The sequence below is a fragment of the Roseibium sediminis genome (assembly GCF_008711325.1).
In the GTDB taxonomy this organism is placed as follows: domain Bacteria; phylum Pseudomonadota; class Alphaproteobacteria; order Rhizobiales; family Stappiaceae; genus Roseibium; species Roseibium sediminis.
In genome coordinates, this window is the sequence record NZ_VXDB01000007.1 from 202,776 (window position 1) to 228,285 (window position 25,510).

Annotated in this window: 31 protein-coding genes; 8 read left to right on the plus strand and 23 right to left on the minus strand. The window is 55.0% G+C overall.

What is annotated here, in order from left to right; translation table 11 throughout:
• Positions 1 to 61: 61 nt before the first annotated feature.
• A complete protein-coding gene (locus tag F0155_RS09335; RefSeq protein WP_150524217.1) occupies positions 62 to 703 on the plus strand; it encodes a DNA-3-methyladenine glycosylase family protein in 642 nt (213 codons plus the stop codon).
• Here F0155_RS09335 and F0155_RS09340 read toward each other — a convergent pair.
• Positions 700 to 1,482, minus strand: a complete 783-nt coding sequence (locus F0155_RS09340) for an alpha/beta hydrolase (RefSeq protein WP_150524218.1) — start codon at positions 1,480 to 1,482, stop codon at positions 700 to 702. The two genes, F0155_RS09335 and F0155_RS09340, sit on opposite strands and share 4 nt — an antisense overlap.
• 80 nt (positions 1,483 to 1,562) lie before the next feature.
• Here F0155_RS09340 and F0155_RS09345 point away from each other — a divergent pair, with 80 nt between their 5' ends.
• On the plus strand, positions 1,563 to 2,780 hold the full coding sequence (locus tag F0155_RS09345; protein ID WP_204934420.1) for a glycosyltransferase family 4 protein: 1,218 nt from the start codon (positions 1,563 to 1,565) through the stop codon (positions 2,778 to 2,780).
• A 3-nt stretch (positions 2,781 to 2,783) separates the two neighbouring features.
• Here F0155_RS09345 and F0155_RS09350 read toward each other — a convergent pair whose 3' ends face one another.
• The 4 genes from F0155_RS09350 to F0155_RS09365 form a co-directional block, all read right to left on the minus strand.
• Positions 2,784 to 4,757 carry a methyl-accepting chemotaxis protein gene (locus F0155_RS09350; protein ID WP_150524219.1) on the minus strand — a complete coding sequence of 658 codons (1,974 nt, stop codon included), beginning with the start codon at positions 4,755 to 4,757 and terminating at the stop codon, positions 2,784 to 2,786.
• Positions 4,758 to 5,093: 336 nt separating this feature from the next.
• A complete protein-coding gene (thpR, locus tag F0155_RS09355) occupies positions 5,094 to 5,630 on the minus strand; it encodes an RNA 2',3'-cyclic phosphodiesterase (RefSeq protein ID WP_150524220.1) in 537 nt (178 codons plus the stop codon).
• A gap of 194 nt (positions 5,631 to 5,824) precedes the next feature.
• Positions 5,825 to 6,877, minus strand: coding sequence for an aldo/keto reductase (locus F0155_RS09360; protein ID WP_150524221.1), 1,053 nt, complete (start codon positions 6,875 to 6,877; stop codon positions 5,825 to 5,827).
• Positions 6,878 to 6,933: 56 nt separating this feature from the next.
• Positions 6,934 to 7,575, minus strand: a complete 642-nt coding sequence (locus F0155_RS09365) for an arylesterase (protein WP_150524222.1) — start codon at positions 7,573 to 7,575, stop codon at positions 6,934 to 6,936.
• Positions 7,576 to 7,672: 97 nt separating this feature from the next.
• Between F0155_RS09365 and F0155_RS09370 the strand changes: the two genes are divergently transcribed.
• The 3 genes from F0155_RS09370 (at position 7,673) to F0155_RS09380 (ending at position 11,934) form a co-directional block, all read left to right on the plus strand.
• Positions 7,673 to 8,389 carry an ABC transporter ATP-binding protein gene (locus F0155_RS09370; RefSeq protein WP_150524223.1) on the plus strand — a complete coding sequence of 239 codons (717 nt, stop codon included), beginning with the start codon at positions 7,673 to 7,675 and terminating at the stop codon, positions 8,387 to 8,389.
• Positions 8,386 to 10,971 (plus strand): ABC transporter permease, encoded by a 2,586-nt coding sequence (locus F0155_RS09375; protein ID WP_150524224.1) that lies wholly within the window; start codon positions 8,386 to 8,388, stop codon positions 10,969 to 10,971. The genes F0155_RS09370 and F0155_RS09375 overlap by 4 nt, the downstream gene beginning before the upstream one ends.
• A 180-nt stretch (positions 10,972 to 11,151) precedes the next feature.
• Positions 11,152 to 11,934, plus strand: a complete 783-nt coding sequence (locus F0155_RS09380; RefSeq protein ID WP_150524225.1) for a Bax inhibitor-1/YccA family protein — start codon at positions 11,152 to 11,154, stop codon at positions 11,932 to 11,934.
• Positions 11,935 to 12,110: 176 nt separating this feature from the next.
• Here F0155_RS09380 and F0155_RS09385 read toward each other — a convergent pair whose 3' ends face one another.
• Complete coding sequence (locus F0155_RS09385) at positions 12,111 to 12,503, minus strand: DUF2794 domain-containing protein (protein ID WP_150524226.1); 393 nt, start codon at positions 12,501 to 12,503, stop codon at positions 12,111 to 12,113.
• 452 nt (positions 12,504 to 12,955) lie between these two features.
• Between F0155_RS09385 and F0155_RS09390 the strand changes: the two genes are divergently transcribed.
• Positions 12,956 to 13,468, plus strand: a complete 513-nt coding sequence (locus F0155_RS09390; RefSeq protein WP_150524227.1) for a GNAT family N-acetyltransferase — start codon at positions 12,956 to 12,958, stop codon at positions 13,466 to 13,468.
• 15 nt (positions 13,469 to 13,483) lie between these two features.
• On the opposite strand, the gene F0155_RS09395 is transcribed toward F0155_RS09390, so the two are convergent.
• Entirely contained in the window at positions 13,484 to 14,065 is a 582-nt protein-coding gene (locus tag F0155_RS09395; RefSeq protein ID WP_150524228.1) for a hypothetical protein, read from the minus strand.
• 132 nt (positions 14,066 to 14,197) lie between these two features.
• On the opposite strand from F0155_RS09395, the gene ppa reads away from it, so the two are divergent.
• Positions 14,198 to 14,737 (plus strand): inorganic diphosphatase, encoded by a 540-nt coding sequence (ppa, locus tag F0155_RS09400; protein ID WP_150524229.1) that lies wholly within the window; start codon positions 14,198 to 14,200, stop codon positions 14,735 to 14,737.
• A gap of 80 nt (positions 14,738 to 14,817) precedes the next feature.
• Here the strand turns inward: ppa and F0155_RS09405 are convergent, their stop codons facing one another.
• Genes F0155_RS09405 through F0155_RS09425 form a run of 5 tightly spaced genes read right to left on the minus strand, consistent with a single transcriptional unit; the run spans position 14,818 to position 19,030 of the window.
• Positions 14,818 to 15,258 (minus strand): metallopeptidase family protein, encoded by a 441-nt coding sequence (locus F0155_RS09405; RefSeq protein WP_150524230.1) that lies wholly within the window; start codon positions 15,256 to 15,258, stop codon positions 14,818 to 14,820.
• Positions 15,259 to 15,304: 46 nt separating this feature from the next.
• The gene (locus F0155_RS09410) at positions 15,305 to 15,559 is read right to left on the minus strand and encodes a hypothetical protein (RefSeq protein ID WP_150524231.1); all 255 of its coding nucleotides are present in this window, start codon (positions 15,557 to 15,559) and stop codon (positions 15,305 to 15,307) included.
• Positions 15,556 to 16,086 carry a disulfide bond formation protein B gene (locus F0155_RS09415; RefSeq protein WP_150524232.1) on the minus strand — a complete coding sequence of 177 codons (531 nt, stop codon included), beginning with the start codon at positions 16,084 to 16,086 and terminating at the stop codon, positions 15,556 to 15,558. The genes F0155_RS09410 and F0155_RS09415 overlap by 4 nt, the downstream gene beginning before the upstream one ends.
• A 16-nt stretch (positions 16,087 to 16,102) precedes the next feature.
• Positions 16,103 to 16,681, minus strand: coding sequence for a YqaA family protein (locus tag F0155_RS09420; RefSeq protein ID WP_150524233.1), 579 nt, complete (start codon positions 16,679 to 16,681; stop codon positions 16,103 to 16,105).
• Positions 16,682 to 16,732: 51 nt separating this feature from the next.
• On the minus strand, positions 16,733 to 19,030 hold the full coding sequence (locus F0155_RS09425) for a putative bifunctional diguanylate cyclase/phosphodiesterase (RefSeq protein ID WP_150524234.1): 2,298 nt from the start codon (positions 19,028 to 19,030) through the stop codon (positions 16,733 to 16,735).
• 501 nt (positions 19,031 to 19,531) lie between these two features.
• Here F0155_RS09425 and F0155_RS09430 point away from each other — a divergent pair.
• Positions 19,532 to 19,762, plus strand: a complete 231-nt coding sequence (locus tag F0155_RS09430) for a hypothetical protein (protein ID WP_150524235.1) — start codon at positions 19,532 to 19,534, stop codon at positions 19,760 to 19,762.
• A gap of 382 nt (positions 19,763 to 20,144) precedes the next feature.
• On the opposite strand, the gene F0155_RS09435 is transcribed toward F0155_RS09430, so the two are convergent.
• The 11 genes from F0155_RS09435 to F0155_RS09485 form a co-directional block, all read right to left on the minus strand.
• The gene (locus tag F0155_RS09435) at positions 20,145 to 20,606 is read right to left on the minus strand and encodes an immunity 22 family protein (protein ID WP_150524236.1); all 462 of its coding nucleotides are present in this window, start codon (positions 20,604 to 20,606) and stop codon (positions 20,145 to 20,147) included.
• A gap of 25 nt (positions 20,607 to 20,631) precedes the next feature.
• Entirely contained in the window at positions 20,632 to 20,877 is a 246-nt protein-coding gene (locus F0155_RS09440) for a hypothetical protein (RefSeq protein ID WP_150524237.1), read from the minus strand.
• A 35-nt stretch (positions 20,878 to 20,912) separates the two neighbouring features.
• Positions 20,913 to 21,470 carry a cupredoxin domain-containing protein gene (locus tag F0155_RS09445; RefSeq protein WP_150524238.1) on the minus strand — a complete coding sequence of 186 codons (558 nt, stop codon included), beginning with the start codon at positions 21,468 to 21,470 and terminating at the stop codon, positions 20,913 to 20,915.
• 11 nt (positions 21,471 to 21,481) lie between these two features.
• Entirely contained in the window at positions 21,482 to 21,997 is a 516-nt protein-coding gene (locus F0155_RS09450) for a hypothetical protein (protein WP_150524239.1), read from the minus strand.
• A complete protein-coding gene (locus tag F0155_RS09455) occupies positions 21,981 to 22,202 on the minus strand; it encodes a hypothetical protein (protein ID WP_150524240.1) in 222 nt (73 codons plus the stop codon). The genes F0155_RS09450 and F0155_RS09455 overlap by 17 nt, the downstream gene beginning before the upstream one ends.
• Positions 22,203 to 22,212: 10 nt before the next feature.
• Complete coding sequence (locus tag F0155_RS09460; protein WP_150524241.1) at positions 22,213 to 22,407, minus strand: hypothetical protein; 195 nt, start codon at positions 22,405 to 22,407, stop codon at positions 22,213 to 22,215.
• 71 nt (positions 22,408 to 22,478) lie between these two features.
• Positions 22,479 to 22,904: a hypothetical protein gene (locus tag F0155_RS09465; protein WP_150524242.1), complete on the minus strand. Its 426-nt coding sequence runs from the start codon at positions 22,902 to 22,904 to the stop codon at positions 22,479 to 22,481.
• 17 nt (positions 22,905 to 22,921) lie between these two features.
• The gene (locus tag F0155_RS09470) at positions 22,922 to 23,134 is read right to left on the minus strand and encodes an antitoxin Xre/MbcA/ParS toxin-binding domain-containing protein (RefSeq protein ID WP_150524243.1); all 213 of its coding nucleotides are present in this window, start codon (positions 23,132 to 23,134) and stop codon (positions 22,922 to 22,924) included.
• 144 nt (positions 23,135 to 23,278) lie between these two features.
• Positions 23,279 to 24,520 (minus strand): ankyrin repeat domain-containing protein, encoded by a 1,242-nt coding sequence (locus F0155_RS09475; RefSeq protein ID WP_150524244.1) that lies wholly within the window; start codon positions 24,518 to 24,520, stop codon positions 23,279 to 23,281.
• A 185-nt stretch (positions 24,521 to 24,705) separates the two neighbouring features.
• Entirely contained in the window at positions 24,706 to 25,113 is a 408-nt protein-coding gene (locus F0155_RS09480; RefSeq protein WP_150524245.1) for a GFA family protein, read from the minus strand.
• Between the two features lie 19 nt (positions 25,114 to 25,132).
• The gene (locus F0155_RS09485) at positions 25,133 to 25,351 is read right to left on the minus strand and encodes a hypothetical protein (protein WP_150524246.1); all 219 of its coding nucleotides are present in this window, start codon (positions 25,349 to 25,351) and stop codon (positions 25,133 to 25,135) included.
• Positions 25,352 to 25,510: the final 159 nt, after the last annotated feature.

Below are 25,510 nucleotides of genomic sequence, written 5' to 3' on the forward strand. Positions count from 1 at the left end.
ATACGCAAGAACGTGGCTTTCTGCAACTGCAGGGGCTGAAGATCCAGGCGGGCGAGCCCTCATGCAAATCATCAATTCCCTGCAGGATGTCTCGGATGGATTGACCGCTCTTGCCGAGCTGGATGATCGCCTTGCGCGGATTATTGACGCCGTCGATGACGTTCCACTACGGCGTCATCCCGCCAATTTTGCCAGCCTTGCGCATATCGTGACCGGACAGCTTCTTTCCACCTCAGCCGCGGCCGCGATTTTCAAAAGACTTGAGGAAACCGTTCAGCCGCTTGATGCGGAGACGCTGTTGCGGACTGACGAGAGTGACCTCTTAAAGGCGGGACTATCGCGCGCCAAGGTCGCCACCTTGCGCGCAGTCGCAGAGGCGACTGCTAAGGGCCTCAATCTGGAACAACTGGCGTTAGCCCCGGCAAGCGAAGCCCACAAGTCGCTTTGCAAGATCAAGGGGATCGGTCGCTGGTCAGCTGACGTGTTCCTCGTGTTTTGTGCCGGTCACACCGACATTTTTCCAAGCGGAGACCTTGCGTTACGGGTCGCAACCCAAACCGCACTCAATCTGCCGGACCGGCCTGAAATCCGCGACCTTGATGCCATTGCGGAGAAATGGGCCCCATGGCGCTCCATTGCAGCACGCCTCTTATGGGCCTGGTACCGGGTACAAAAACAGGGCCGCGAAACCACTCCTCTCTAGATAAGCCCCTCAACTGTCTTCAACAGCAGCTCAATGTCCTGCGGGCGGGACAGACGGTGGTCGCCATCCGGGATCAGGGTCAGAGAAACATCATCCAGCGGCAGAGCTTCAGCCAGTCGCTGGGCGTGCTGCCAGGGAACGTCGGGGTCCTGAACTCCTTGAAGGATCGCGACCGGGCAGCCTGTCTTCAACTGGCGGTCCAAGATGAGATGCTTGCGGCCATCCTCGATCAGCTTGCGTGTGATGACATAGGGATCTTCGGAATAGGCTGACGGTTGCTCGAAACGTCCGGTTTCCATGATCGTTTGCCGGATGTCATCGCTGAACCGATGCTTCCACATCAGCTCTTCGGTGAAGTCGGCCGCAGGAGCAATCAGGACAAGTCCCTTGATCAATCCGGTTTCGCGGCGGGCAAGGGTCAAGAGCATGGCCAGCCAGCCCCCCATGGAAGATCCGATAATGATCGTCGGCCCCTTGCAACATGCATCGAAGACAGCAAGGGTTTCCTCAAGCCAGTCGGACAAACACGCATCTTCAAAGTCGCCAGCGCTGCGACCGTGCCCCGAATAATCATGGCGCGTGCAGGAAACACCCCTCTCCGCGGCCCATTCTGCAACAGCAACCGCCTTGGAACCGGCCATGTCGGACTTGAATCCGGACAACCACATCACGCCAGCCTCTGCCGGGCCGCGCGCCCTTGCCGGTTCGTGCAGATAGGCAATCTCGCGCGCTCTCGCGCCGTTTCCGACAGTCAGGAATTGCGGTTCCTCTTGCATCATATTATGCCTCTTTGGAGCTGCAGGCCTCTTCTACCCTGCTCTCCGAATGGCACAGCCCAGTTTGAAAAAGAAGCCTCGATTTGACCTCATCACCAAAACCCGGACCAGCTCCCGTCATCCTTCAGGTCATTCCGGACCTGGAAACCGGCGGTGCGGAACGCACCACAGTTGATGTGGCAAAAGCTGTGATCGAGCGCGGAGGAACAGCCCTTGTCGTCAGCCAGGGCGGGCGGATGGTCAGCGAACTGGAGACCCTTGGTGCGCGGCATATCGTGCTACCGGTCAAGTCCAAGAACCCATGGACGATATGGCGGAACGCGGCACGTCTGCGACAGGTGATTGATGACAATCGCGTCGACCTTATCCATGCCAGAAGCCGCGCCCCGGCATGGTCCTCCCTCTGGGCCGCGCGCAAGGCCCGCATTCCCTTCGTCACAACCTATCACGGCATCTACGGACAGAAATCTGCACCAAAGGCATTTTATAATTCAGTGATGGCACGCGGAGACGTCGTCATCGCCAACTCCCGATACACGGCTGACCTGATCGAGGCCCGTCACCCCGTCGCAAAGGGGCGCATTGTCACCGTCTATAGAGGCTCCGACATGCGCGAACTCCACCCCACGTCGGTCAGCGAGGACCGGAGAGAGGCTTTGCGCGCGCAATGGGACTTGCCGAGGGATCGTCCGCTTATCATCAACCTTGCACGGCTCACCGGCTGGAAGGGTCAAAGGGTATTGATCGAGGCAATGGGAGAACTAAAGGCCAAGGGATTGACCGCACCGGTTGCCGTTTTGGCCGGAGATGCACAAGGGCGAAATGACTATCTTGCAAGCCTGAAGAGCCAAATTGCCCAGCTGGATCTCGCAGATCAGGTTCGTATTGTCGGTCACTGCTCGGATGTTCCTGCAGCGCTCGCCCTTGGCACCTTGTCGGTCATTGCCTCAACCGAGCCGGAGGCCTTTGGCCGGGCTGCGGTTGAAGCGCAAGCAGCCGGCGTTCCGGTCATCGTCTCGAAACTTGGAGCCGTTCCCGAGACCGTTCTTGCCCCGCCGGTCGTGCCAGACGCAGACCGCACCGGCTGGCATGTCCCACCGGGAGATGCGAAAGCGCTGGCCTCTGCCATTGAAAGCGTGCTGAGCCTTAATGGACAAGAGCGCGAAGCTTTGACCGCTCGCGCCCTTTCCCATGTTCAGAAAATTTTCTCGGTTGAGGCCATGACCGGGGCAACGCTCGATATCTACGAGCGCCTCCTCCCCGGCAAAGCCTTCAACCAGACGCCCGGCACAACCGACTGATCATCAGGCGGCCTTGATCTGTTCGAGGAACCGATTGACTTCCTCTTTCATCAGCGCGGACTGACGGGAGAGCTCTTCCGCTGTGGCCATGACTTCGTCGGACGCCGAGCGGGCCTCATGGGTCGCCGACTGCACATCGCTGACGCTGTCAGAGAGGCTCTTTGTCCCGTCTGCGGCTTCAACCACATTGCGGGCAACAGAGCGGGTGGTTTCCTCCTGCTCCCGCATCTGGTCCGCGATCACGTTGGAGGTCACCTCAAGGTCACTAACAACCTTTCCGATCTTGTCGATGGAGCCAACCGCTAGCTTTGTTTCCGCCTGAATCTGGTTGATGAGGCCGGATATATTCTCGGTCGCCTTGGCTGTTTCGCTCGCCAGAGCCTTCACTTCGGCGGCAACGACCGCAAACCCCTTGCCCGCCTCGCCCGCGCGCGCCGATTCAATCGTCGCATTCAGGGCCAGAAGGTTGGTCTGTTCTGCAATATCCGAGATCATCGAGACCACCTCACCGATCGTATCGACGATTTCCGCAAGGCTCTGCATCTGCTGGTCGGCAACATTCACCTCTTCGGCAACCTGTTTGGAGGACGTTGAAGCCCGCCCGACCTGCTCTCCGATCTGGTTGATCGATGCGCTCATCTCTTCGGCAGCAGCAGCCAAGAGCTGAACATTGTCGCTGGTCGATACAGAGGCAACGGATGCGGTTTCAGCTCGCTGCGTGGTGATATCCGTTGCAGACGCCATGGACCGGGCGCTTTCGGACAGCTTGGCAGTCGATCCGGAAACATTGGCAACAATGGCCCCGACGCTTTCCTCGAACTGGCTGGCAATCCGTGCCATCATTTCCCGTTTCTCAGTCGCAGACCGCTCTTCCTGAAGCTTCTGCTCTTCTTCCAGTTGGCGCGTGCGCACGGCATTTTGCTGGAAGATCTCGATTGCACGGGCGATATCGCCGATCTCACTGGTGTTGTCCGTATAGGGCACGGTGATGTCCAGCGTTCCGCTTGTTAGATCGCCCATGGTATTCGTAAGGGATCGGACCGGGCGCGTGATGCTTCGACCGATAAGCCAGGCCGACAGGAGGGAAATCACCGCAGCTACAAGAGCGACCGCAAAGAATACAGTACCGGCAAATTCCTGCGTGTCCTCTACATTCTTTTGAGCTCTCCGCTTACCGGCAAACGCTACATCGCTCATCCGTTGAAAGCTCGGCTCGATGATCTGGAATTTCTCGTTGAGGACTGTAATTTCCGCCGCAATGTCTGTTGAGGCAGCAGCAAAGGCATGGAAGTCAGACCGATACTTGTCCATGAGCTCCGTGATTGCACGCTTTTCGCTATCGGCAAGAGACACCTCGGCAAGCAGGGCATCGAACTCCTTGCGACGGTCATCGATGCGAGCGACGTATTTCACATCGCCGCGCAACATGAAGTCCTTCTCATGCCGGCGCATCATTAACATTTTGATGGTCAGCTCATCGAGATCCGCCAGTTTCAACTGTTCCTCAACTGCGTGAACTGCGGCCCGCAAGTCGCCGCGAAGGCCTACCTTCTCGGTTACACCCATCTTGATATTGAGATCACGAAGGACAGAAAAGGCCGCCATGTGAGCCTTCAAACCTGCACGGACTTCGGTAATTTCTGTTTCGATTGCAGCCACATCGGACGAGGTAGCCAGTTTTTCCAGCTTGTCCAGAGCACCTGCATAGTGCTGGTCGTAGGCGGCCGCGATATCCATGTCGCTCGTAAGCAGGAAGGCCTTGCTCGTGCGACGCATTTCCAGCGCGTGCGCATGTATGTCTGCGACCTGCTCGTTGATTGTGGTGTAGATGGTCTGACGAGCCATTTCATGATCGATAGCGCGCGAATTGTAGTAGTACGTGCCACCCAGAATAAGAATGGCCAACAGAGAGAGTACCGAGATGGCCCCAACCCGGACGGAAATTGGCGAACTGGAAAAGATCTTGCTTAGCGCCATGAGTGCCTCCGATTTGCCCCGCGAGAGGGAGAACAAGAATATTTCCCGTAAAACTGAAAGAAATTCGATAATTTAAAATTAATAGATACATCGATTTCAGGGATTGTTACTTCTAACAATTCGAAAGCAACAAATAAAAAATACAACCTTAGATAGAAAACAATTTAATAATTACAATATATAATTGAATATATAGTAGTTGAAGCTCTCTTATACATATTTTCAAGCAAAATGATTGGACGGGCCGACAAATTCAACGCGCGACGAAAAGCATGTCGGTAAGTTGACCAGCCTCACAGGAACGGCAGTTTGCAAAAAGAAACAATTCTCTGAGCTTCACGCAGCAAGCGGGTAGGCTTCCTCTACGAGATATGGGCCACCGCCGACACTTGCTTTCGCCGAAAAGAGGACAAAACGTCCCGCCACGAACGGGGCTGCTTCGAAGCCGCCGCGCTCCGCCAGCCATTTGGCCACATCCTCATTGGTCGACGTTCGACAGCGGGCAAGGGTGACATGCGGGATGTACTTTCGGCGATCCGGCGGCAAGTGCAGGCGCTGGAAGATGCGTTCCTGCTCCGCCTGAAGTTCCCTGAGCTCGGCATTCGGCTCGACCCGCGCCCAGACCGCATGCGGCTTTCCGTTTCCGAAAGAACCGAGCCCATCGAGATGAATGGTGATAGCGGATCGCCGGATCTTGTCGAGCGCTTCGGCCACTTCATCGGCCGTGCGATCATCTATGTCGCCAATGAAGCGCAAGGTGATGTGATAGTATTCAGGATCAATCCAGCGAGCGCCCCTGAGACCGCCCCGGAGCATGGAAAGCATGAGACCGGTTTGCGCCGGGATCTCAAGACCTGTGAACAATCTCGGCATGGGACACCCCCTCTGCCTGTCGCTGATACATTCATCAGGAAACAAGAGCGCCCAAAGCGCAACCCAAAAACGTAACAAGTTCATTCAAATGGACATTTTCCCCCAGCAGATCCACCGACCTGTGGGAGAAATGTCAATCAGACTGCCCTATCAGGAAAGAATGATTCCCGGCACCCTTGCACTGAACACGGCGATCAAGGTGAGGTATTGCCACGCAACTGATGAACAGCGTCGATCGCGTCCAGAACCTCCTTGCCAAGCTGAACATCAGCCGCCGCCAGATTGTTGGCAAGCTGTTGCAGGGTCGTCGCCCCGATGATCACCGATGTCATGAAGCTGCGCGACAACGCGAAGGCAATGGCCATCTGCGCAGGATCCAGCCCGGCATCTGCAGCCACCTTCACGTAATCTGCAACCGCTTCTGCAGCACCAGGCTTTTCGTAGCGCTGGAGCCGGTTAAACAGGGTCTTGCGCGCTCCGGCAGGAAGCGCGCCATTTTGGTACTTTCCGGTCAGATAGCCTTGGGCGAGTGACGAATAGGCCAGAAGACCGACATTCTCGCGCAGCGCCACTTCGGCAAGGTTCACTTCAAAGGTTCGGTTGATCAGCGAATACGCATTCTGGATGGAGGCAACCCGTGGCAAGCCATATCGCTCGGCCGCCGTGATGTAGCGCATCGTGCCCCAGGAGCTTTCGTTGGAAATGCCCACATGTCGGATCTTGCCCGCCTTCACAAGATCCTGCATCACTTCCAGCGTGCTCTCGATCGAGTTTTCATCCTCGACCGGCTCGACGTCGACCCAACGTGTGGGATTGCCGCCAAAACCGGAAATGTTCCGGTCAGACCAGTGCACCTGATACAGGTCGATGTAATCGGTCTGCAGGTTCTTCAGGCTTCGATTGACGGCTTCCTCGATCTGCTGCCGTGTCAAACGCCCGAGGGAGCCGTCCTTGCGAAACCAGTCCATGTCCGTGCGACCCACCACCTTGGTGGCGAGAATAACCTTATCGCGGGTCCGCCTTGCCTTGAACCAGGTCCCGATGATGCGTTCCGTCCGGCCTTGCGTCTCGCGATTGGGCGGGATCGGATAAAGCTCGGCCGTATCGAAAAAATTGACGCCATGTTCCAGCGCAACGTCCATCTGCGCATGACCTTCGCGCTCGGTATTCTGTTCCCCATAAGTCATGGTGCCCAGACAGACAGCACTCACATCAAGTTCGGTTCGGCCCAGCCGTCGGTAGTCCATCGATCAATCCTCGGAGAGTTTTGCTAGGGTCAGGAGAAGTCGGGCAAGGCCCTCAATCATTTGTTGGCGACACGCGCCAGAAGCTCTTCGACATGGGGCATGATATTCGAGACAATCACCGAGACACCCTGTCCATTGGGATGCATTCCGTCCGCAAGGTTCAGCTCCGGGTTCAGCGCAACGCCTTCCAGAAAGAACGGATAATGAAGCGCGCCGTGCTCGGCAGCCACTTCTGCGTAAATCGGATCGAACCCGGCGGCATATTCTTCACCCAGATTGCGCGGAGCCAGCATCCCGGCAACGAGGACTTCCACGTCACGCTCGCGCAGGCGCCGAACCATCTCTTCGATGTTCTTGCGCGTGACTTGAGGCGCAATACCGCGCAAGGCGTCATTGGCACCGAGCTCCAGAATGACCGCGTCGGTCTCAGGACCTGCGGACCAGTCAAGCCTTGAAAGTCCGCCGGAGCTGGTGTCCCCGGACACACCCGCATTGACCACGGTTACGTCATGCCCCCGTTCCTTCAACGCCTTTTCCAGCTGGGCGGGAAAGGCTTCGCCCGGAGCCAGCTGATAGCCGGCTGACAAACTGTCGCCCAGGACAACGAGTTGAATGGTCTCGGCTTTCGCGGCGCCAAATGCGGCAGAAAGAAACAATGCAAAGCCCATAATTACAAAACGATACACTTTATTGCTCATCTTCCGTCTGGAAAGCCTCGATCATGACACCATATGCTGACAATTGGGGCCAGCACAGGCTCACGGCAACACCTTTCGGAATTATATAGGTTGGAATATGGCAGACGGACCAGCGATTGCGCTCAAGGATGTGCACTTGACACTCGGAGACGGCGCTGGCCGGGTCCACATTCTCAAGGGCATCACACTCGATATCGCGGCGGGGCAGTCTGTTGGCCTTGTTGGCCCATCGGGCTCAGGCAAGTCAACCTTGCTGATGGTGATGGCCGGTCTGGAACGCTCCGACAGTGGCTCGGTTGAAGTGGCCGGCGAAAACCTTGGCCCGCTTTCCGAAGATGCCCTTGCCCGCTTTCGGGGCCAAAATGTCGGCATCATCTTCCAGTCCTTCCATCTCATCCCGAATATGACGGCCCTCGAAAATGTGGCCGTACCGCTGGAACTGGCGGGACGAAAGGACGCTTTCGACAAGGCACGCGCCGAACTGGAGGCTGTAGGGCTTGGTCACCGGCTGCATCATTATCCGGCGCAAATGTCCGGTGGCGAACAACAGCGAGTGGCGGTGGCGCGCGCTCTGGTGGTGGAACCGGCAATCCTCATAGCCGATGAACCGACCGGAAATCTCGATGAAGCCACCGGCGCTCAGATTGTCGACCTGATGTTCTCCGTCCAGCGGGACCGCAAGACGACCCTCGTTCTGGTGACACATGACCCGGCCCTTGCCGAAAAATGTGATCGTGTGATCCGGGTACGATCGGGCGAAATTGAGGAAGAAGGCTCTGGCGATCTGCAGGTAAAAGAGAGCCTGAGCGCATGACCGGTCTTGTCCGAAGGGCAGAACCCCAAAACACTTCGGCTACCGGTTTCCGCCTTGCCGCACGCTTTGCTCTTCGCGAACTCCGCGGCGGCCTGCGCGGTTTCTACATTTTCATTGCCTGCATCGCACTTGGCGTTGCGGCCATATCCGGGGTCACGTCCCTGTCGCGATCCCTCACCGAGGGCATTTCGGCGGAAGGCCAATCTATTCTGGGCGGCGATCTGTCCGTTTCCCTGGTTCACAGACAGGCAGATGAGGCTGAACTTTCCTATCTGGAGAGCCTCGGGGACATATCCCGGATTGCCAGTCTTCGGGCCATGGCGCGCTTGCCCAATGGCGTGGATCAGGCCCTTGTGGAACTGAAGGCGGTGGATCAGGCCTACCCGCTCTACGGCACATTGACATTGCAGGGCGATGCCAATCTTGCAGATGCCCTTTCCCGAAAGGATGCGGTGTGGGGCGCTGTCGTCGATGTCGCATTGCTTGCGCGGCTGAACATCTCAGTCGGCGACATGATCAAGCTCGGCAAGGGTGACTTCAAGATCACCGGTGTGATTGACAATGAACCCGACAAACTTGCAAGCGGTCTGGAATTCGGCCCGCGCTTCATGGTGTCGGATGCCGCCCTTGATGCAACCGGACTGATCCAGCCGGGGAGCCTCGTCCGCTGGCACTATCGCATCAAATTGCCGGACGGCACCAGCGTCTCACAATTCGAGGAAATTGCGAAAGAGGCGGAAAAGACGGAATCCACGTCCGGTTGGCGCGTACAATCCCGCGCCAATGCGTCCCCCGGCCTTCAACGCAACATTTCCCGGTTCGCCCAGTTTCTCACTCTTGTCGGCCTGACTGCGCTGGTCGTTGGTGGCGTGGGGGTTGCCAATGCCATACGCGCCTATCTTGAAACGAAACGGGAAGTGATCGCGAGTTTCAAATGCCTTGGCGCCACTGGCGGCTTCGTGTTTCAGGTCTATCTCGTACAGATGATGCTTCTGGCGTCCATTGGCATCACTATCGGACTGGTCCTTGGCGCCCTCATTCCATTCGTCGCTGGCACCATCCTTTCCGGGGTCCTGCCGGTGGAACTGGCTGTTGGCATTTACCCGACAGAACTTCTCCTTGGCCTTCTTTATGGAATTCTGACGGCTCTTGCCTTCGCGCTATGGCCATTGGGCCGCGCTCACGACATCCCGCCAACCGCGCTTTTCCGCGATCAAGTGTCCGGTCAGCGCACCCGGCCTCGCAAACGCTATCTGGTTGCAACTGCTGCAATGATTGTTGCACTTGGATCGATCGCGCTGTTGCTCTCCCATGATCGCAACATCGCCTGGGTCTATATCACAGCCTCGGCCGGTGCGTTCCTGCTGCTGACGCTGGTTGCCCGTGCAATCATGTTCCTCGCCCGGCGGGCACCACAGGTGCGCTCGACTGAACTGCGTCTGGCAATTGCGAACATTCATCGCCCCGGAGCCCTCACAACATCCGTGGTGCTGTCTCTAGGCCTCGGGCTTTCCCTACTCGTGGCGCTGGCCCTGATCGATGGAAACCTGCGCCGTGAACTGAGTTCCAACGTTGCAGGTGAAGCGCCAAGCTTCTTCTTCCTCGACATCCAGAACCATGAACGCGAAGCTTTCCAGACGCATCTTGCGAAAGAAGCTGCGGGCGGAACCATCGAAAGCGTGCCTATGCTGCGCGGGCGTGTCACCCGCCTGAAAGGCATTGCCTCTGAGGACTACGATACATCGGGCGGATCAGGCTGGGTCCTGCGCGGCGACCGCGGCATCACCTATCAGGCAACACCGCCGGAAAACTCCAAGATCATTCAGGGTGAATGGTGGCCGGAAAACTATAGCGGCAAACCGCTTGTCTCCATCGAAGACGAAGCCTTTCGGGAGCTGGGTCTTGCGCTTGGTGATGAAGTGACCGTCAATGTTCTGGGCCGCGAGATCACGGCGGAAATCGCCAACACGCGCAACATCGAATGGCAGTCCATGTCGATCAATTTCGTGCTGGTTTTTTCGCCGAACACCTTCGCAGGCGCCCCGCATTCCCACCTCATGACCCTTGGCTGGGAGAAGGATCCCGGACTTGACCGTGAACTGGACGTCATGCGCTCCGTCGCCAATGCCTTCCCGACCGTGACCACCATTCGCGTGAAAGACGCGATCACGCAGGTCAATAACCTGATCGAGCAATTGGCATGGGCCATGCGCGGGGCCTCGTCGGTGACGCTGATCTCGAGCATTCTGGTTCTCGCCGGAGCCCTTGCGGCCGGACACCGCAGCCGCATCTATGACGCGGTGATCCTGAAAACCATCGGGGCCACGCGGAGACGCCTGATCCTCGCCTACGGGCTGGAATATGCGATCCTCGGGATCTCGACGGCGATCTTTGCCCTCGTGGCCGGAGGACTGGCAGCCTGGTTCGTGATCTCGCGGATCATGGGAGGGGAATTCACTCTTCTTCCCGGCACAGCCGCAGCAGCAGCATTTGCTGCCCTTGTTCTTACCGTCGGCTTCGGACTGGTGGGCACATGGAAGGTCTTGGGCAAAAAACCGGCTCCCGTTCTCAGGAACCTCTGAAGGCGGCCGGAATTGGTAAATGAAAAGTTTGCACGCGCACCGCGTGCAACATGAAATTTCTGTAATGATTTTTTTCACCTTTTGCGCTTGTTGTGGCCGCCGACAAGTCCCATATTGTCGTATAAATCCATCAAGAGCCGACTTGGCTTTTGCAACGTGAACAAGGGGAAAACACAGAATATGTCGACCTTCGACCGGAACACACAGGCTCCGTATTCGGTTGCCGGCAGCCATGCCGAGGCCGGCATCGATCAGGGCCTCCGCGCCTATATGCTGGGCGTCTACAATTACATGACCTTTGGTCTGGCGCTGACTGGCCTGTTTGCGCTGGGTACCGCGATGCTGGCAACAACATCCGACCCGAGCATGGCTGTCGCCCAATTGGGGAACGGCAAGATGCTGACCCAGCTCGGCGCAACCCTTTACGGCAGCCCGCTGAAGTGGGTGGTCATGCTGGCCCCGCTTGGAATGGTGATGTGGCTTTCCTTCCGCGTCCAGTCCATGAGTGCTTCCGCAGCCCGGACCATGTTCCTGGCCTATGCAGCCGTCATGGGTGTGTCGCTGTCCTCGATCTTCCTGGTCTATACCGGTGGCTCGATTGCTCGCGTGTTCTTCATCACCTCTGCAGCTTTCGGTGCGCTTAGCCTCTTCGGCTACACCACCAAGAAGGACCTGTCCGCGTGGGGCTCGTTCCTGTTCATGGGCCTGATCGGCATCATCATTGCCTCGATCGTGAACATTTTCATGGAATCCTCTGCCCTGCAGTTCGCGATTTCCGTGATCGGTGTTCTCGTGTTTGCCGGCCTGACCGCGTATGACACGCAGCAGATCAAGGAAATGTACTACGAAGGCGACGGCGACGAAGCAGCCATGAAGAAGTCCGTAATGGGTGCGCTGCGCCTCTACCTCGACTTCATCAACATGTTCCTGATGCTGTTGCAGCTCTTCGGCAACCGCGAATAAGCGGCAGCTCAGACACAAACAAGAAAGCCCGGCAAACTGCCGGGCTTTTTTGTTGCGCTCGTAGAGCTGATTTTCAGAGCACGTCTCGCATTCACTGAATCACGCGACGTGCTCTAAGCATTTGATTTGGTGCATTTCCGGACGGCGAACCGGTATCCACTTCGCCTGGAAAGGCTCTAGGCGTCTACCAACCGCAAGTGCCGCTTCTTCTCCAGAACTTTCAGGACCTGCGACAGGTCATGCCCGCGTTTCAGAATCATGCCACCGGCCGCAACGACGGAATAAGTCCCTTGCCGCCGGGCAAGTTTCGGGTCCTTTTCAATACGGAAAAGTGGCATTTCGGAACTGCGGCGAAAGACGGAAAACACCGCCCTGTCTTTCAGGAGATCAATGGCATAGTCGCGCCATTCTCCATCGGCAACCATCCTGCCATACAGGCGGAGGATCGTATCCAGTTCTCGTCGGTGGAAGGAAATTACAGAAGATCGTTGGGTATTCGCATTGCCGTAGGCCAATCCCGCAGTGGCCCCGGCTGCCTGCTGCCCTGCGCTGTCTTCGGTGTCGCTCATTCCGCCTCCTTGGGTCAGGTGATGCGTGGCTACGTTCGCGCTATTTGAAGATCATGCGCCCTCCCCTTGGGGCATGGCAAGAGTAAGCGGTTAAAAAAGCACGACGAATAACCAATATCGTCAAGAAAAGCTTCATGAATTCAATGTGATGAAGGTCCAAATTTTGAGCCTAAAAAATCACTGTTTTGCCTCATTCCGGCCCTTGGCATGTCCAAATGACCCACCATATTAAGATCATACCCTGATGGGTACGACATGGACGAACAGCGGACCGCATTAGCCCCCCAGCCCCCCGCTGCTTGACCGTGAAGTGCCAGAGTTAAGTATCAAACATCAGGGCAACTGAAGGGCCGGTTTTAACCGGCCCTTTTCATTGGCAAAGCCGCCGATATCCCGCTCCCCTCGTTGATTTTCCAGCTTTCTTATCACTCCGGCTGATGTAGACTCCGCCCATGGCCACCCGGATGATCGACCTCAGGGCTGCAACCCTCCCGGACTGCGACGCGCTTGCCGCCATTCATGGCGAAGCATGGCTTGGGGCCTATCGCGGACTGCTTGACGGGATTGAATTGCAGCGCCTGATTGCCAGACGAAACCCGGCCTGGTGGAAGGGTGCCCTTCAACGTGGCGTCCAGATCAAGCTGCTGGAGATTTCCGATACGCCCGCTGGATATGCCACCTATGGAACCTCCCGCTTGCGTTCAGTGCCCAGTGAAGGTGAGATCTACGAGCTTTACCTCAGGCCGGAATATCAGGGTCTCGGGTTTGGCCGACAACTGTTCGAGGCCGTGCGAGCGGACCTGAACGCGCATTGCCTGCAAGGTCTAGCCGTTCAAGTGCTGACCGACAACGAGCCTGCGGTCGGCTTTTACACTGCGCTTGGTGGACAACTGACTGAAACCTCAACCTATCACAACGGCGGAAGGCCTCTCGGGCTCTCTGTCTTCACGTGGTCAGCGGTCTGACTTTCCGGCACGATCCTACCAGCTCAAAATTCCCGGCTTGCCGATGACCTGAGGATCGTCTTCACAGCTCACACGACCTGCCAATGTATCGGCTGCCTGCCGCGCCATCACATTCGCGTTCTTGTTGGCCTTTGCATCGATCCGCGCAATCTGGCAGGTCCCGCCGCCGGGCAGATACTGGCTGACAATCAGCACGCTCCCTGAGCCGTTTCCGTCCGCATTGCTCGGGAACCAGCGCAGGATCGTCGCAAAGGGCTTTCCATCACGCAATCGCCATTCCAGCGTCTCGTTGATCGTGTTGAACTGCGGCAGGGTCTGACGCGCTGCCGGTTCGTTCGCGGCGGCAGGCCCGAACGACACGAACATCCTCAGATCCCCTTCAGCAACATAGACCGGAATGCCCTCATAACCCCGGCAGAGCCATGACCCGCCAAATGTACTCTCATCCGAGGGCCCTTCCAGCACCGGACAGGTTTCCAGATTGATCTTGGTGTAGACGCTGGTGATGGACGCCGCCTCGCTTGTCGAGCCTGTCGCGAATAAGCCGATACCGGCAAGAAGTGACAGGGCATGCACCAAAAATCTGGTCCGGATCATCCAAAATCTCCATCGTTTGAACACGCATCAGTCAACCAGCTTCATCAATTAGACGCAATGCAGCATGAAGGGGCTTGAACTTGGGGCGAGGGATTGCGATAGACGGCGCAACAGTTCAACAGGAGCCATAAAATGCGTATCGACGCCGTGCCGATTGGCAAGAACCCGCCGGAAGACATCAATGTGATCATTGAAGTGTCCGTTGGCGGCGAGCCGATCAAATACGAAATGGACAAGGAAGCAGGCGCCATGTACGTCGACCGCTTCCTCTACACTCCGATGCGGTATCCGGGCAACTACGGTTTCGTGCCGCACACCCTGTGTGGTGACGGTGATCCGATCGACGTTATTGTCGTCAACCAGCGCCCGATCGTTCCCGGCGCCATCATGAACTGCCGCCCGATCGGCGTTCTGATCATGGAAGACGAGTCCGGCATCGACGAAAAGATCCTCGCCGTTCCGACCCACAAGCTCTCCAAGCGCTATGACAACATCAACGATGTGTCCGATCTGCCGCAAATCACCGTGGCTCAGGTCAAGCACTTCTTCGAGCATTACAAGGATCTGGAACCGGGCAAGTGGGTCAAGGTTACCGGCATTGAAGGTGTCGAAACCGCCAAGCGCCTGATCGTTGAATCCATTGAGCGTGCCACCAAGCAGGCCGCTGAATAAGCGGACAGCCGATCATTCCGATCCACAAAAAAGGCGCTGCAGACTTTCTCTGCAGCGCCTTTTTTTCGCGGAACACCCTGTCACATTGTCAGGTCAGCAGCTTCTTCAATCCGCTCCATATCCTCGTCGGACAGCCCGAAATGATGCCCGATTTCGTGGATGAGGACATGCGAGACGATGTCGCCGAGTGTCTCATCGCCAGAGGCCCAATAATCCAGAATGGCGCGCCGATAGAGCCAGATGCGGTTCGGCATTTGCCCGGTAAACGGTTCGTCGCCAACTTGCGCCAGTCCGACACCCTCAAACAGCCCGAGCAATTCATGCGGATCTTCGATCCCCATGGCGTTCAGGATGTCATCTTCGGCGTAGTCGGCAAGGCTGATCTGCACATGTCCGCACAGGGCAAGGATCTCGTTCGGCAACTGGGCGAGCGTTTCGCTTGCCAGAGCCTCGAACGCGTCCAGATCCGGCGCCTTGGCGTGCGCCCAGCTGCTTCTGCGATATGGATGTTGCGTAGCCAACCGGAAGTCCCTCTGCCCTAACCCGGGCAAACTCCCGGTACTTTCGCTATAGATATGACTTGAAAAGGTAAATAACGAGCCCGACTGCAAAAATCAGTCCGGCGGCACGGCCGATACGGGTGCCCCAGATTTCCACGGGATCGTCGGAATTCTTGTCGGCCGCAGACATGTGTTTCTGCGCCCGGTCGGCCATTCGCACAAAGGTCGAGCCAACAATCGTTTCGCTTTCCGCCTGAACACGGTCAATCGCCCGCAGGGCTTCCTGCTGCTTTTTTTCCTGCTCTTCCAGCTTCTTGTTCATGCGTGGCTCGCCTCCTGCTTGCGGACAGAACGAAGGGAAAGAAATGCGGCCAAAGCAGCGAGGAGTGTCAGGCCGGATGAAGCAACGGCATTCCAGCCGGCAAAGGACAGGCCAAACATGCGCCAGCTTGCCTCGGTGCAGCTGACCACCTTCACGCTTTGCAAGGCGGACAGCATGTCCGCAGCAGAGGTTGGCGTCGATGCCCCTCCGCCACAATCATTGGGACCGTCCCAGAAGGCCCACTCCGCCCCTGCCTGATAGGCACCGAGACCCGCCCCATAAGCAAAGACGATGGCAACAATGCACAGGAGACCCGCAGCCAGACCATGGCGCCTCATCTGCATGAGAAAGAGAGCGACAAGAGCCAGTGGCAACCCAACATAGTAGGGAACGCGCTGCTCAAGACACAGCTTGCACGGAATATAGCCGCCGATCAGCTGAAATCCCCATGCGGCCCCGATCACGGCTAGCCCGCCGACAAGCAGCAGCAGCACGGTGTCACGGGCAATCGTTCGGGAAGTCAGCATGTTAAGGGTCTCCGGCCTAGACAAATTTCAAAATGGCAAATCCACCAACCAAAAGCACCACGAATATGGTGAACATGAGACCCAGCCGCTTTTCGATAAAGTCGCGGATCGGCGGCCCGAAGAAGTAGAGCAGCGCAGCAACGATGAAGAAGCGCAGCCCCCGCGACACTATGCTCGCCAGAATGAAGATTGGCAGGCTGAGGCCCGCAGCCCCGGACGCGATTGTGATGACCTTGTACGGGAAGGGCGTAACCCCGGCTATGAAGACGAACCACCAACCCCATTCGTGAAAGATGGCACTGAATTCATTGAAGTAATCCATCTTGCCATAAAAGCTCAGGATCGGTTCCGCGACCTGCTGGAACAAGAACATGCCGATCAGATAGCCAAGCACTCCGCCGAGGACCGAGGTCACCGTGCAAAGCGCAGCGTACCACCAGGCCTTCTCCCGCTTGGCAATCACCATCGGGATAAGCAGGATGTCCGGCGGGATCGGAAAGAAAGAACTCTCAACAAAGGATACGCTTCCGAGCGCGGCAGGCGCACGCGGTCCGGCAGCAAGGGACAAGGTCCAGTCGTAAAGTCGGCGCAACATGACCGGGTCAATACAAGCAGGGCGGGCCAATGTCACCTTAAATCGGGTGACCTATCCGCTCTTTCGTTGCCCCGTGGCCGAATGCAGATGCCACCATTTGGGAAGCTCGCTGGCAGGCATCGGCACTGCGAAGAGATACCCTTGCAGCGCATCACATCCAAGATCACGCAGGATTTGCGCCTGCTTCTCCCGTTCGACCCCTTCAGCCAGCACCTCGATATCAAGCGCCTCGGCCACATCGATGATGCCGGACACCAGTTTTGCATGCCGCGCGGAGGTATCGACAGGCCCTGCAATCTCGCGCGCGATCTTCAACCGGCAAGGTGAAAAGGACAGAAGACCGGCAAGCGAGGCATGGCCCGTGCCGAAATCATCCATTTCCAGACCGATATTCAACTCCTGAAGCCGGTCGACCGCATATCTGCGCACATCATCAAAGTCATCGGAGAAAACCGTTTCCAGCACTTCGAATGACAGTCTGCCATCCGGCAGATCATGCGTTTCCAACCAGGTCAGGAACTCGGAATCCGCCAATCGGTGCTCTGACAGGTTGAGTGACAGGCGAGGAACATGAAGCCCGATGGAATCCCAGCTGCGCAGGTCCACCAGCGCCTGCTCCATGATGCATTCGTCAAGCTTGCCCAACAGCCCGAGCCTGCGCGCCATGGGAATGAAAACGGCCGGGCTGAGAGATCCCTTGTGTGGATGGTTCCACCGGGCAAGCGCCTCTACCCCGATACATTCGCCCGTGCGAGCGTCGACCTGAGGCTGATAGACAGGAAAAAACTCCCGTTTCTGCAGACCGAGGATCAGATCATCAGACAGAGATTTACTGATTTCGACTTCGGAGCGGAGCGCGTGGCTGAAGAACACAAACCGGCCCCGGCCAGTTTCCTTGGCCCGGTAGAGCGCAATATCTGCATTCGACAGGAAGAGGTCGGAGTCAAATTCATTCAGATCATCGCCAAAGACGATGTTGATTCCGACGCTCGCGCCGAACTGACACAGATTGTCCATATAGTGAATGGGGCGCGACAGGCTATCGATGATCCGCTTGGCCATCTTCCCCAATGGCTCCTGCTGCCCATTGGAGAAACTGAGCACCAGAAATTCATCGCCACCGACGCGTGCAACGACATCGTCTTCCCTTGTCTCCCTGTTCAGCACCTTCGCCACATGCTGAAGCACATGGTCGCCAGCAGCATGACCAAGCGTGTCATTGATCTGCTTGAACCGGTCCAGATCAATGTGAAGGACCGCCAATCCGATATTCTTTTCCTTCGCCGTCTTGAGGCACTTTCGGATTTCCCGTTCCATGAACCGGCGATTGGCCAGCCCGGTCAATGCGTCATGCATGGATTCGTGTTCGGCATGCTGACGCATTTCCTCAAGCGCCCGGTTCTGTTGGTCAGCCTTGCTGTAGGCTTCCTGCAGCTTCCGGGTTTGCTGAATGATCGAGCGCCGCATCAAAACCGATGCGCCAACGCCAAAAACAACAAGCACACCGAGGCTGCCAACTTCAAAGGCATAGAGCAGATTGAGCCGTTCCCGTTCTTCGTTGATCCGGCGAGTGGCGACCGTCATGCCTCCTTTCCAGAAGGCAAGCAGGCGGGCTCCGAACGCATCACCGACCGGCAACAGCGTGTCGATTTTGATGTCGCTGCCACGAACATAATCGCCTGAGCCAAGAACGATTTTCGCCATTTCCGACTGCAGCTTGCTATTGTCTGCTCGATAACTTGCGCCCAAATCCGTCAGCCAGCCCTTGGCCTCGCCGTCCAGCTGTAACGGAACTGCGTTCGAAATCATGCTGACGCTGTCGGCCAGTGTCTTGAACTGACCGGCCGCAATCTGGATCGACATCGCGTCGTAGCGGTTGAATTCGTCCTTGGTCTGAAGTTTCTTGACGATCGACAAAAGGTATTCAACCCGAAACGCAAGTTCGGGCGCCTTGTCGAACAGGACCGCAGCAAGGGTCGGCGTTTCCTCCGACAGAAGATTGATCAGCTTGGACTTCCCGGCCACATCCACTGTGATGTCATAAGCCGCCCGGAGGCGCATATGCCGTGGTGCATCGGGATCCGAGATTGTGGTCAGCGGTTTGGAAAGATCCCCGACAAGTGCACGAAAATCCGGCTGCAAGTCTTCCTGAAGCGCAAGGGCCTGTTTCGCAGCCCCCTCATCCAGACCGGCGTTCCAGACCTTGGAGATGAACTCTGCCCCTTGAAGAGCCGACATAACACGCTCACGCTCAGCGTCGATCATCTCGACACTGAGAACCGAAACCACGACGAGCGGCGCGATCAAGGATACAAGAATGAATGTGAGCTTGCCTTGAATACTCAGCATGCGTTCCACCTACCTACTTGCCGTAGAGGTCGCACAAAAGATCTAAGCAATACTTATAGTTGCATCTTGGAAAATAAAAACTTTCGCCATTCGGTAAATGCCTGGTTAACAAATACCCTGCGGAAACACCAAGCAGACACTCGACGGTCAACCTGAACCAAAGGAAGACCCCTTCGGATTGCGCATAAAATCATGAAATGGGGGAGGTGAAATATCTGCGCCAGCTGTCGCGTCCCGCCGTTCAACGACCTCGGCAACAAGAAAGTGGTGCCCCCCGCCGGACCCATGCGAAAGCTTATGTATTGTTATTTCAATTACTTATATGAATTCAACTATGCAAATGTACGGCAATATGTACGGCAATATGTACGGCAAGATACGCACCCAACCAAGCACAACTTAGTGCCATCAGACTTTAACAGCAAGCCGCGTTCTGGACACGTTCCGTCAATCTTTGTACGGGAACGTAAAGGGAACCGATTGGAATGGAACGCAAGACAAATGCAGCCACAGAAATACGAACCGGTCACAATCACCTGGGCAAAAGATCACTGCACCGGAATCGAGATCCACTGCATGAAATGCGCCTACATGGAGATTGTGGGGTTTGATGGGTATGGGGACAGCGAAACGATCCCCGACCTGCCTAAGAGCCGGACTTACCGCTGCCCGCGTTGCGGCTCAACCGAGATACAGACCCGCCCGCGCTATCCGCAGGCACAGGGAACTTGAACCGGACGTCCGGCGAAATGACGGCTAACTTCCGCAGTTCGTCTTCGGTCATCACCTTTGGAACAATGTCAGCAAGCGGCACAGGTTCCATGCAAGGCTCCTATTTGATCACGCTGCAGCAGACAGGGTCGCCATTGCGACGATCAGAAATACAAGAAACATGATCGGCCAAGGCATCTCGTGCTCTTCGAAGTCCCTGATGTTATACCAAGCCTGTTTTAAGCTCACTGCCCGCTCCCCTGTTTAGCACTATGCATTTTCTGCATATTGCCCTTGTAAATGAGTACAGCGCGAGCCTTCACGTCGAAGACCTTTCCCTTTCGGTTATCCGCTTGGGCAGTGCCCGTGCGGCGCGCTGAAACCGCTCCTATTTGATCACAAATCAGGCTTTTTCCTTCGAGTAGTCGTCAAACTCTATTTCACCCAAATAGGTCAGGTTAAATCCCTCACCGGAAGCGGAAACAGGATTGCTAATCTGACGATACAGTTTACCGCTCGAATGCTGCTCGACCACCATCATCACGAGGACGTTCAAATCGGAAACATCAAGCTCGTTGATCCGACGATCCAACTCATCAGCCCATTTGTCGGACCACGACGCCATGAACTCTTTGCCAGAATGTACCGCCACATCCGAAAACGCCACTTCCATGAAGTCGTGATCATAGAATGTCTCGCCTTGTGAGGCTGCAAACTTAGATAGTGGATAGTCCCCATCTTCGTTTTCGATGGCGTAGTGTTCAGGGTCCTCTCCTGTAAAGTCATGGAAAAGCGCTTCATCAGAAAACTTACCAACCCAAAATTGGGCAATAATCGTCTTTTTGCCGTTCCCTGAAAATGACATTCAAAGCCGCTCCTACCTAATCAGGTCACTTGTAAACGAAATTCAGAATGGCCATCAACGCTATGATGAAACTTGACGCTGTTGCGATTGCCGCCAACATCCGCTCTGGCCAAGCCAGCTTGGATGCTATTTTGAGTTTTTGGCCATCCCAATAAAGCTCGCGGGTTTTCGGATCGATGCCTATCAAATCCATTTGTTCTAAAGATATTATTTGAACATTTTCGGGCCACCCTTGTCGGATTTTACCTGTACCCTTTGGCATGTCGACCATCATCCGCTCCTAAAATTCGTCTACACAGCCTTGTGTCATTCAGGCTCTGGGGGGTGTTGAATAACGAAAGCGATTTTTGCGCTCTCCGGCACACATGTTTTACGACAACTCAAAGGGAAGCGGCCTTCGCGAAGAAATGTGACAAAATGACTAGTGATGCGCCCCGGTATAAGATCAAAGGACAAGCCGAGCTCGGGAGCTTCAACCTCATAGATATCGTCATCTGACGTCATAATGAATTCTACGGTATTTCCAACTGGGAGAATGATCTCGGACATGGCAGTGGGTGGATTACCACCAACGGCGATGTTCCAAATACCCTTTTTAACATGTCCCCGGACCTGAATATCGGCTCTTTCTGTTATTACAGGAGATTTCAATAGTTCCAACGCAGCGTTGCTTCCGGGTATTGATTGCGAAATCTGGTCGACAATACTTAAGAGATCTGAGGCTGATCCCACGGGTGACGTCTCCGAAACGAAGTCTTTTTTTGTTTCTTGATCGCCCGCCGAAACCAATTCTGTCGAAGTCGCCACAATGCAAAAGGCATAGGTAGCGATGACCAACTTTCTACCCAAATCTACTGTTGTCATCTACCCGCTCCTCAGTTTTCAATCTGTGACTGAAGTTGTTTGTACAATTCTTCTGGATGAACCACGCGAATTCCTAACTTAGATGCAAGCTTTTCAGCGAAATTCAAAATTTTTTTATCTTCCGTAGAGAATATATCTCGCTTGTTGATGAGGTGGTGAAACAACTGCTTACAATCTGCACGACCACAATCACCCGCCACAGACAAAATTTTACTGAAAAGCGCTTTGTGCTCATCTGTCATTAAGTAGGAGTGCGGGGCCTCATCTGAGCCATTTCCAAACCCTCCAGCTCCTTCTTTTTTACACCGGCAATCAGGATCAGCGCACACAAGTGTTAATGGCAAAGAGTTACGACCTTTGATCTTCGATCCGGTCGCCGGGAGCTCCATATCGGACACATAGAGCTTTAAAAGCCCTTTTCGCTCGAGCTCTCTCAACAATTTTTCGTTGCCACAACGGTCCTTGGTAACAGTCAGAATTGTGTCGTCAACCAATGCACGCTCCCCTATTTTACGTGTGCTTTCCATCAACAACGCCACCCAGCTCAGGGAATAGCGCATCAATGAGGTGTATCCGATCCCAGCAGCTATCGATTGTTGATTGTTGGGCATCCCACCAAGCTTCCGGCTTATCATTCGGCTCCGCGTCCAATGCGGATTGAGCAAAGTCACGTCGAGCGGCAGCGGCTTTACGCCACTCAGCAGCTTTGGCTATGCGGTCAGCTTCGGTCATATCCGCTCCCCTATTCCGCCAAAAACATATCCAACGACAACCCGCGCTCCTTCGCCATTTCGATGGCAGTAGCCTTGCGCTGGTATGCCTGTAAAGCGCCGAGCACCCTGTCACGGTCCGTCAAGTCTTTGCGGCTCTGCGATCTATCCCACACGTCAAGAGCGTGGTCCGCACAAGCTTTTTCCTCTGGCGTCATGGTGTGCATGCCCGCTCCTATCGAGTCACAGTTTACTTTGAGACAGTGGCGACCGGGAAACCCAATCCTTCGGCAATGCCTTATCCTCGCGGACCACTGAATTTGCTAGCTCTCTGTTTTGCACTACCCGCATGTTTACCGGCAATCAGCCAATAAAATACTCCGCCGAACACACCGGACGTTACAAAGTAGAGCAATGTGGAGCCGTCCGTTGTTGCAAGGTCACTTACAATTTCAAGAACCACCAGACTGACCAAAAGCCCTGATGCCGAATAATAATAAACACTTCTAATTCCCTTAGCTTCGGACAATGCTAAAACAAAAATTGCGGGAACAATCGAAAATCCCATAATTATTATTGAGAGAATAAACATATACATAATACCGCTCGAGCTTATCTCGAAATTTAACCCTGAACGGGCAATAACTAAGGCATATAACATCATATACGCGGCAACGAAGCAGCATGTTAATAGGAACCCGGCAACCACCCTCAAAATATCCAAGTTCCGCTCCTTTCGAGTCACACGTAACCATCTGCATCGAGTCGGTCGATGATCGCATGAACCTTGTCTCTGCTGCCATCAAGCAAAGCATCGCAGGCAGTCGCGCCTTCAAGCTGAGGATGCGGAGAAGACAGCCAGCGGAAACGCTCTGCGGTGGAGTAGTATGGCTCTAGCCGAGCATCTACTTCCCGCACGTCCTTCCAGAAGCTTTCAGTAGGTTTTTCCTGCATGATCCGCTCCCCTAATTTCAATTTTCATTTATGACATCAACTGCCCAAACCGCACCTTCGATAAAGGCTTGTCGCATCAAGGCATCAATTAACCTCCGTTCTTGCAGTCACACATTCCCGGCGCTCCCTATGAATTACAGACCATCATTGATTGCTCTCAACAATTTCTCGAAGCGTTTGTAGCGCCTCAGAATCCCCTAGATCGAACGCGTCTACATAATCGTCGTTTCCAAGCGCGATTGCTGCTTCGAGGGAATTTTTGCCATCATTATTACGGGCCGTAACATCGGCGCCTAAATCGCGTAGCAAGATCGCGGTTTCGAGATACCCCATTGTTGCTGCGAGATAGAAGGGCGTGCGGCCAAACTCGTCCCTGGGATCAAGTTTGGCTCCCGCTTGAGCAAGGCGTTCAACGTTTTTAGTTTTACCGTCGAATGCCGCATGAGCCATTGCGGTGAGACCATTGCCGTCTCTGACTTCGAGTTTTGCGCCAGCTTCGAGCAGAATCGAAAGGGTCGCAGTCGACGACCAAGACGCGGCTTGCATCAGCGGGGTTGCATTGAAGTCGTTTAGGGCATTCACCTCAGCTCCTGCCTTCAATAGCAAAGAAATGATATCCCCTCGGTCGGCAAAAGCCGCTTCAAAGAGCGCGGTTTCTTTTCTGTCGGGCTCTTTGGCTTCCAGATCTGCACCAGCCTCTACTAGCATTGAGATCAACTTCAGCCCAGCATTGCCTATTGCCAATGAGAGTAGTGGTTCTCCATAACTTCCACGCATGTTCACATCTGCCCCCGCTCGGATCAGGGCCGACGCAACCTCTACGTTGTCGTAAATGATGGCATAGGATAGAGGCGTGAATGCATTTGCCCCAAATTTGATGTTGGGATCTGCCCCCGCGACTAACAGGGCATTCACAACGCCGATTGATTGCTTGCCATCCATCACCGCCAGCAAGGCAGTGAACCCATCTTCTCTGCTAGCATTAACGTCAGCGCCAGCCTTCAATAGTAGTTTTACCGCGACAGTATTTTGCGCCTCGGCCGCCCGCATGAGAGCCGTATTTTCTGAATCGTCTCTGATACTCGGGTCCGCGCCCGCATCCAACAGAATGCGAAGCGCCTTTGGGTCTTCATGCCACACGGCTGAAACAAGCGGCGGGGTGCCATATTGATCGTGTGAACTAAGGCTTGAACTGGAAACAACCCTTTGAATTTCTCGGTCTGACGCGGTTGACCACCACTCCTCATCGCAGAGTTTCGTACAAATATCAGACATTTGCAATGAACCGAAATTAAGTGAGAAGTCGGGCACCAAAAACTTTGCCGCAACCAGACACGCAATAAATGCGAACCCGCCAGAAACTACCAGCCTAAATTTGCGTTTCAATATTCCCACACCCTCTGAGTAAAATTTGCAGCTAAGCTCGAAAGTTTGTGATGGTCCGATCAGGCGGCAAACTCCGGCACTGGTTTGCTAACACCCCCGAATAAGGCATGGAAGACACCAAAGAACCGGCTAAAGAGGCTGTCAGGCAAGAATTTGAGCGGATTGCGAGAGAGGGATGAGTCTCGTCAAAAACCAAGCTTGGTCATATCTTTTTGAGAAAACCGTTTGTGGCTCCCCTCCAGTGAGCAAAGCCCCAAATCAGAAAAAATCTCTGCGACAGCAGTAAAGTTCTGCCTTTGATCGAACAATCCGAGATTCACAACGTAAAGTTTGGATTTGTCATTGCGATAAAGGACGTTACTACCGCAACGTCGACAAAATCCCCTCTGTGCGTGTTCAGATGATTGGAACATATTCATATTATCATCTGCCCGAATAGTTAATTTTTCAATCTTTACGCTGAAGTGAAGTCCTGACGACCACTTTTGGCACATGTTGCAATGACATACGTAATACTCTCTTGCTGGAACAAGAGCTTCGAACTCAATATCACCGCAAAGACACCGACCATACATCACTTCACTTTTACTCATTTACATCGCTCCTTATGAGTCACAGTTTTGGCGGCACCGGATTAGCAGAAGGATCGTGGCGCCACTTGTTGATTTTGACGCAAATCAGCTTTTCCAGCTCTTTCAGGTCTTTTGCGCTCATACCTTTCTTGCGGGCGAATTCGAAAACGGCCTGTGCGCCATGCTGAAAGCCGGATCTGTACCGAAATTCGGGATCTCGATTAGCAGCAAAATCTGGCGATTTAAATTTCTCTGACATAGCCTCCGCTCCCCTATTTCTCTCTTGCTATTTCCCGGAGGGCATCCTCCGAAACAAAAAACGGACCGCGCATCACTGCTTCGCGAGATAAGAGCTTCTTGGCAGTGATCAGCCCCACCTAAGCGGTCCAGTTTGAATGTTAGTGCATGATTAGCCTGG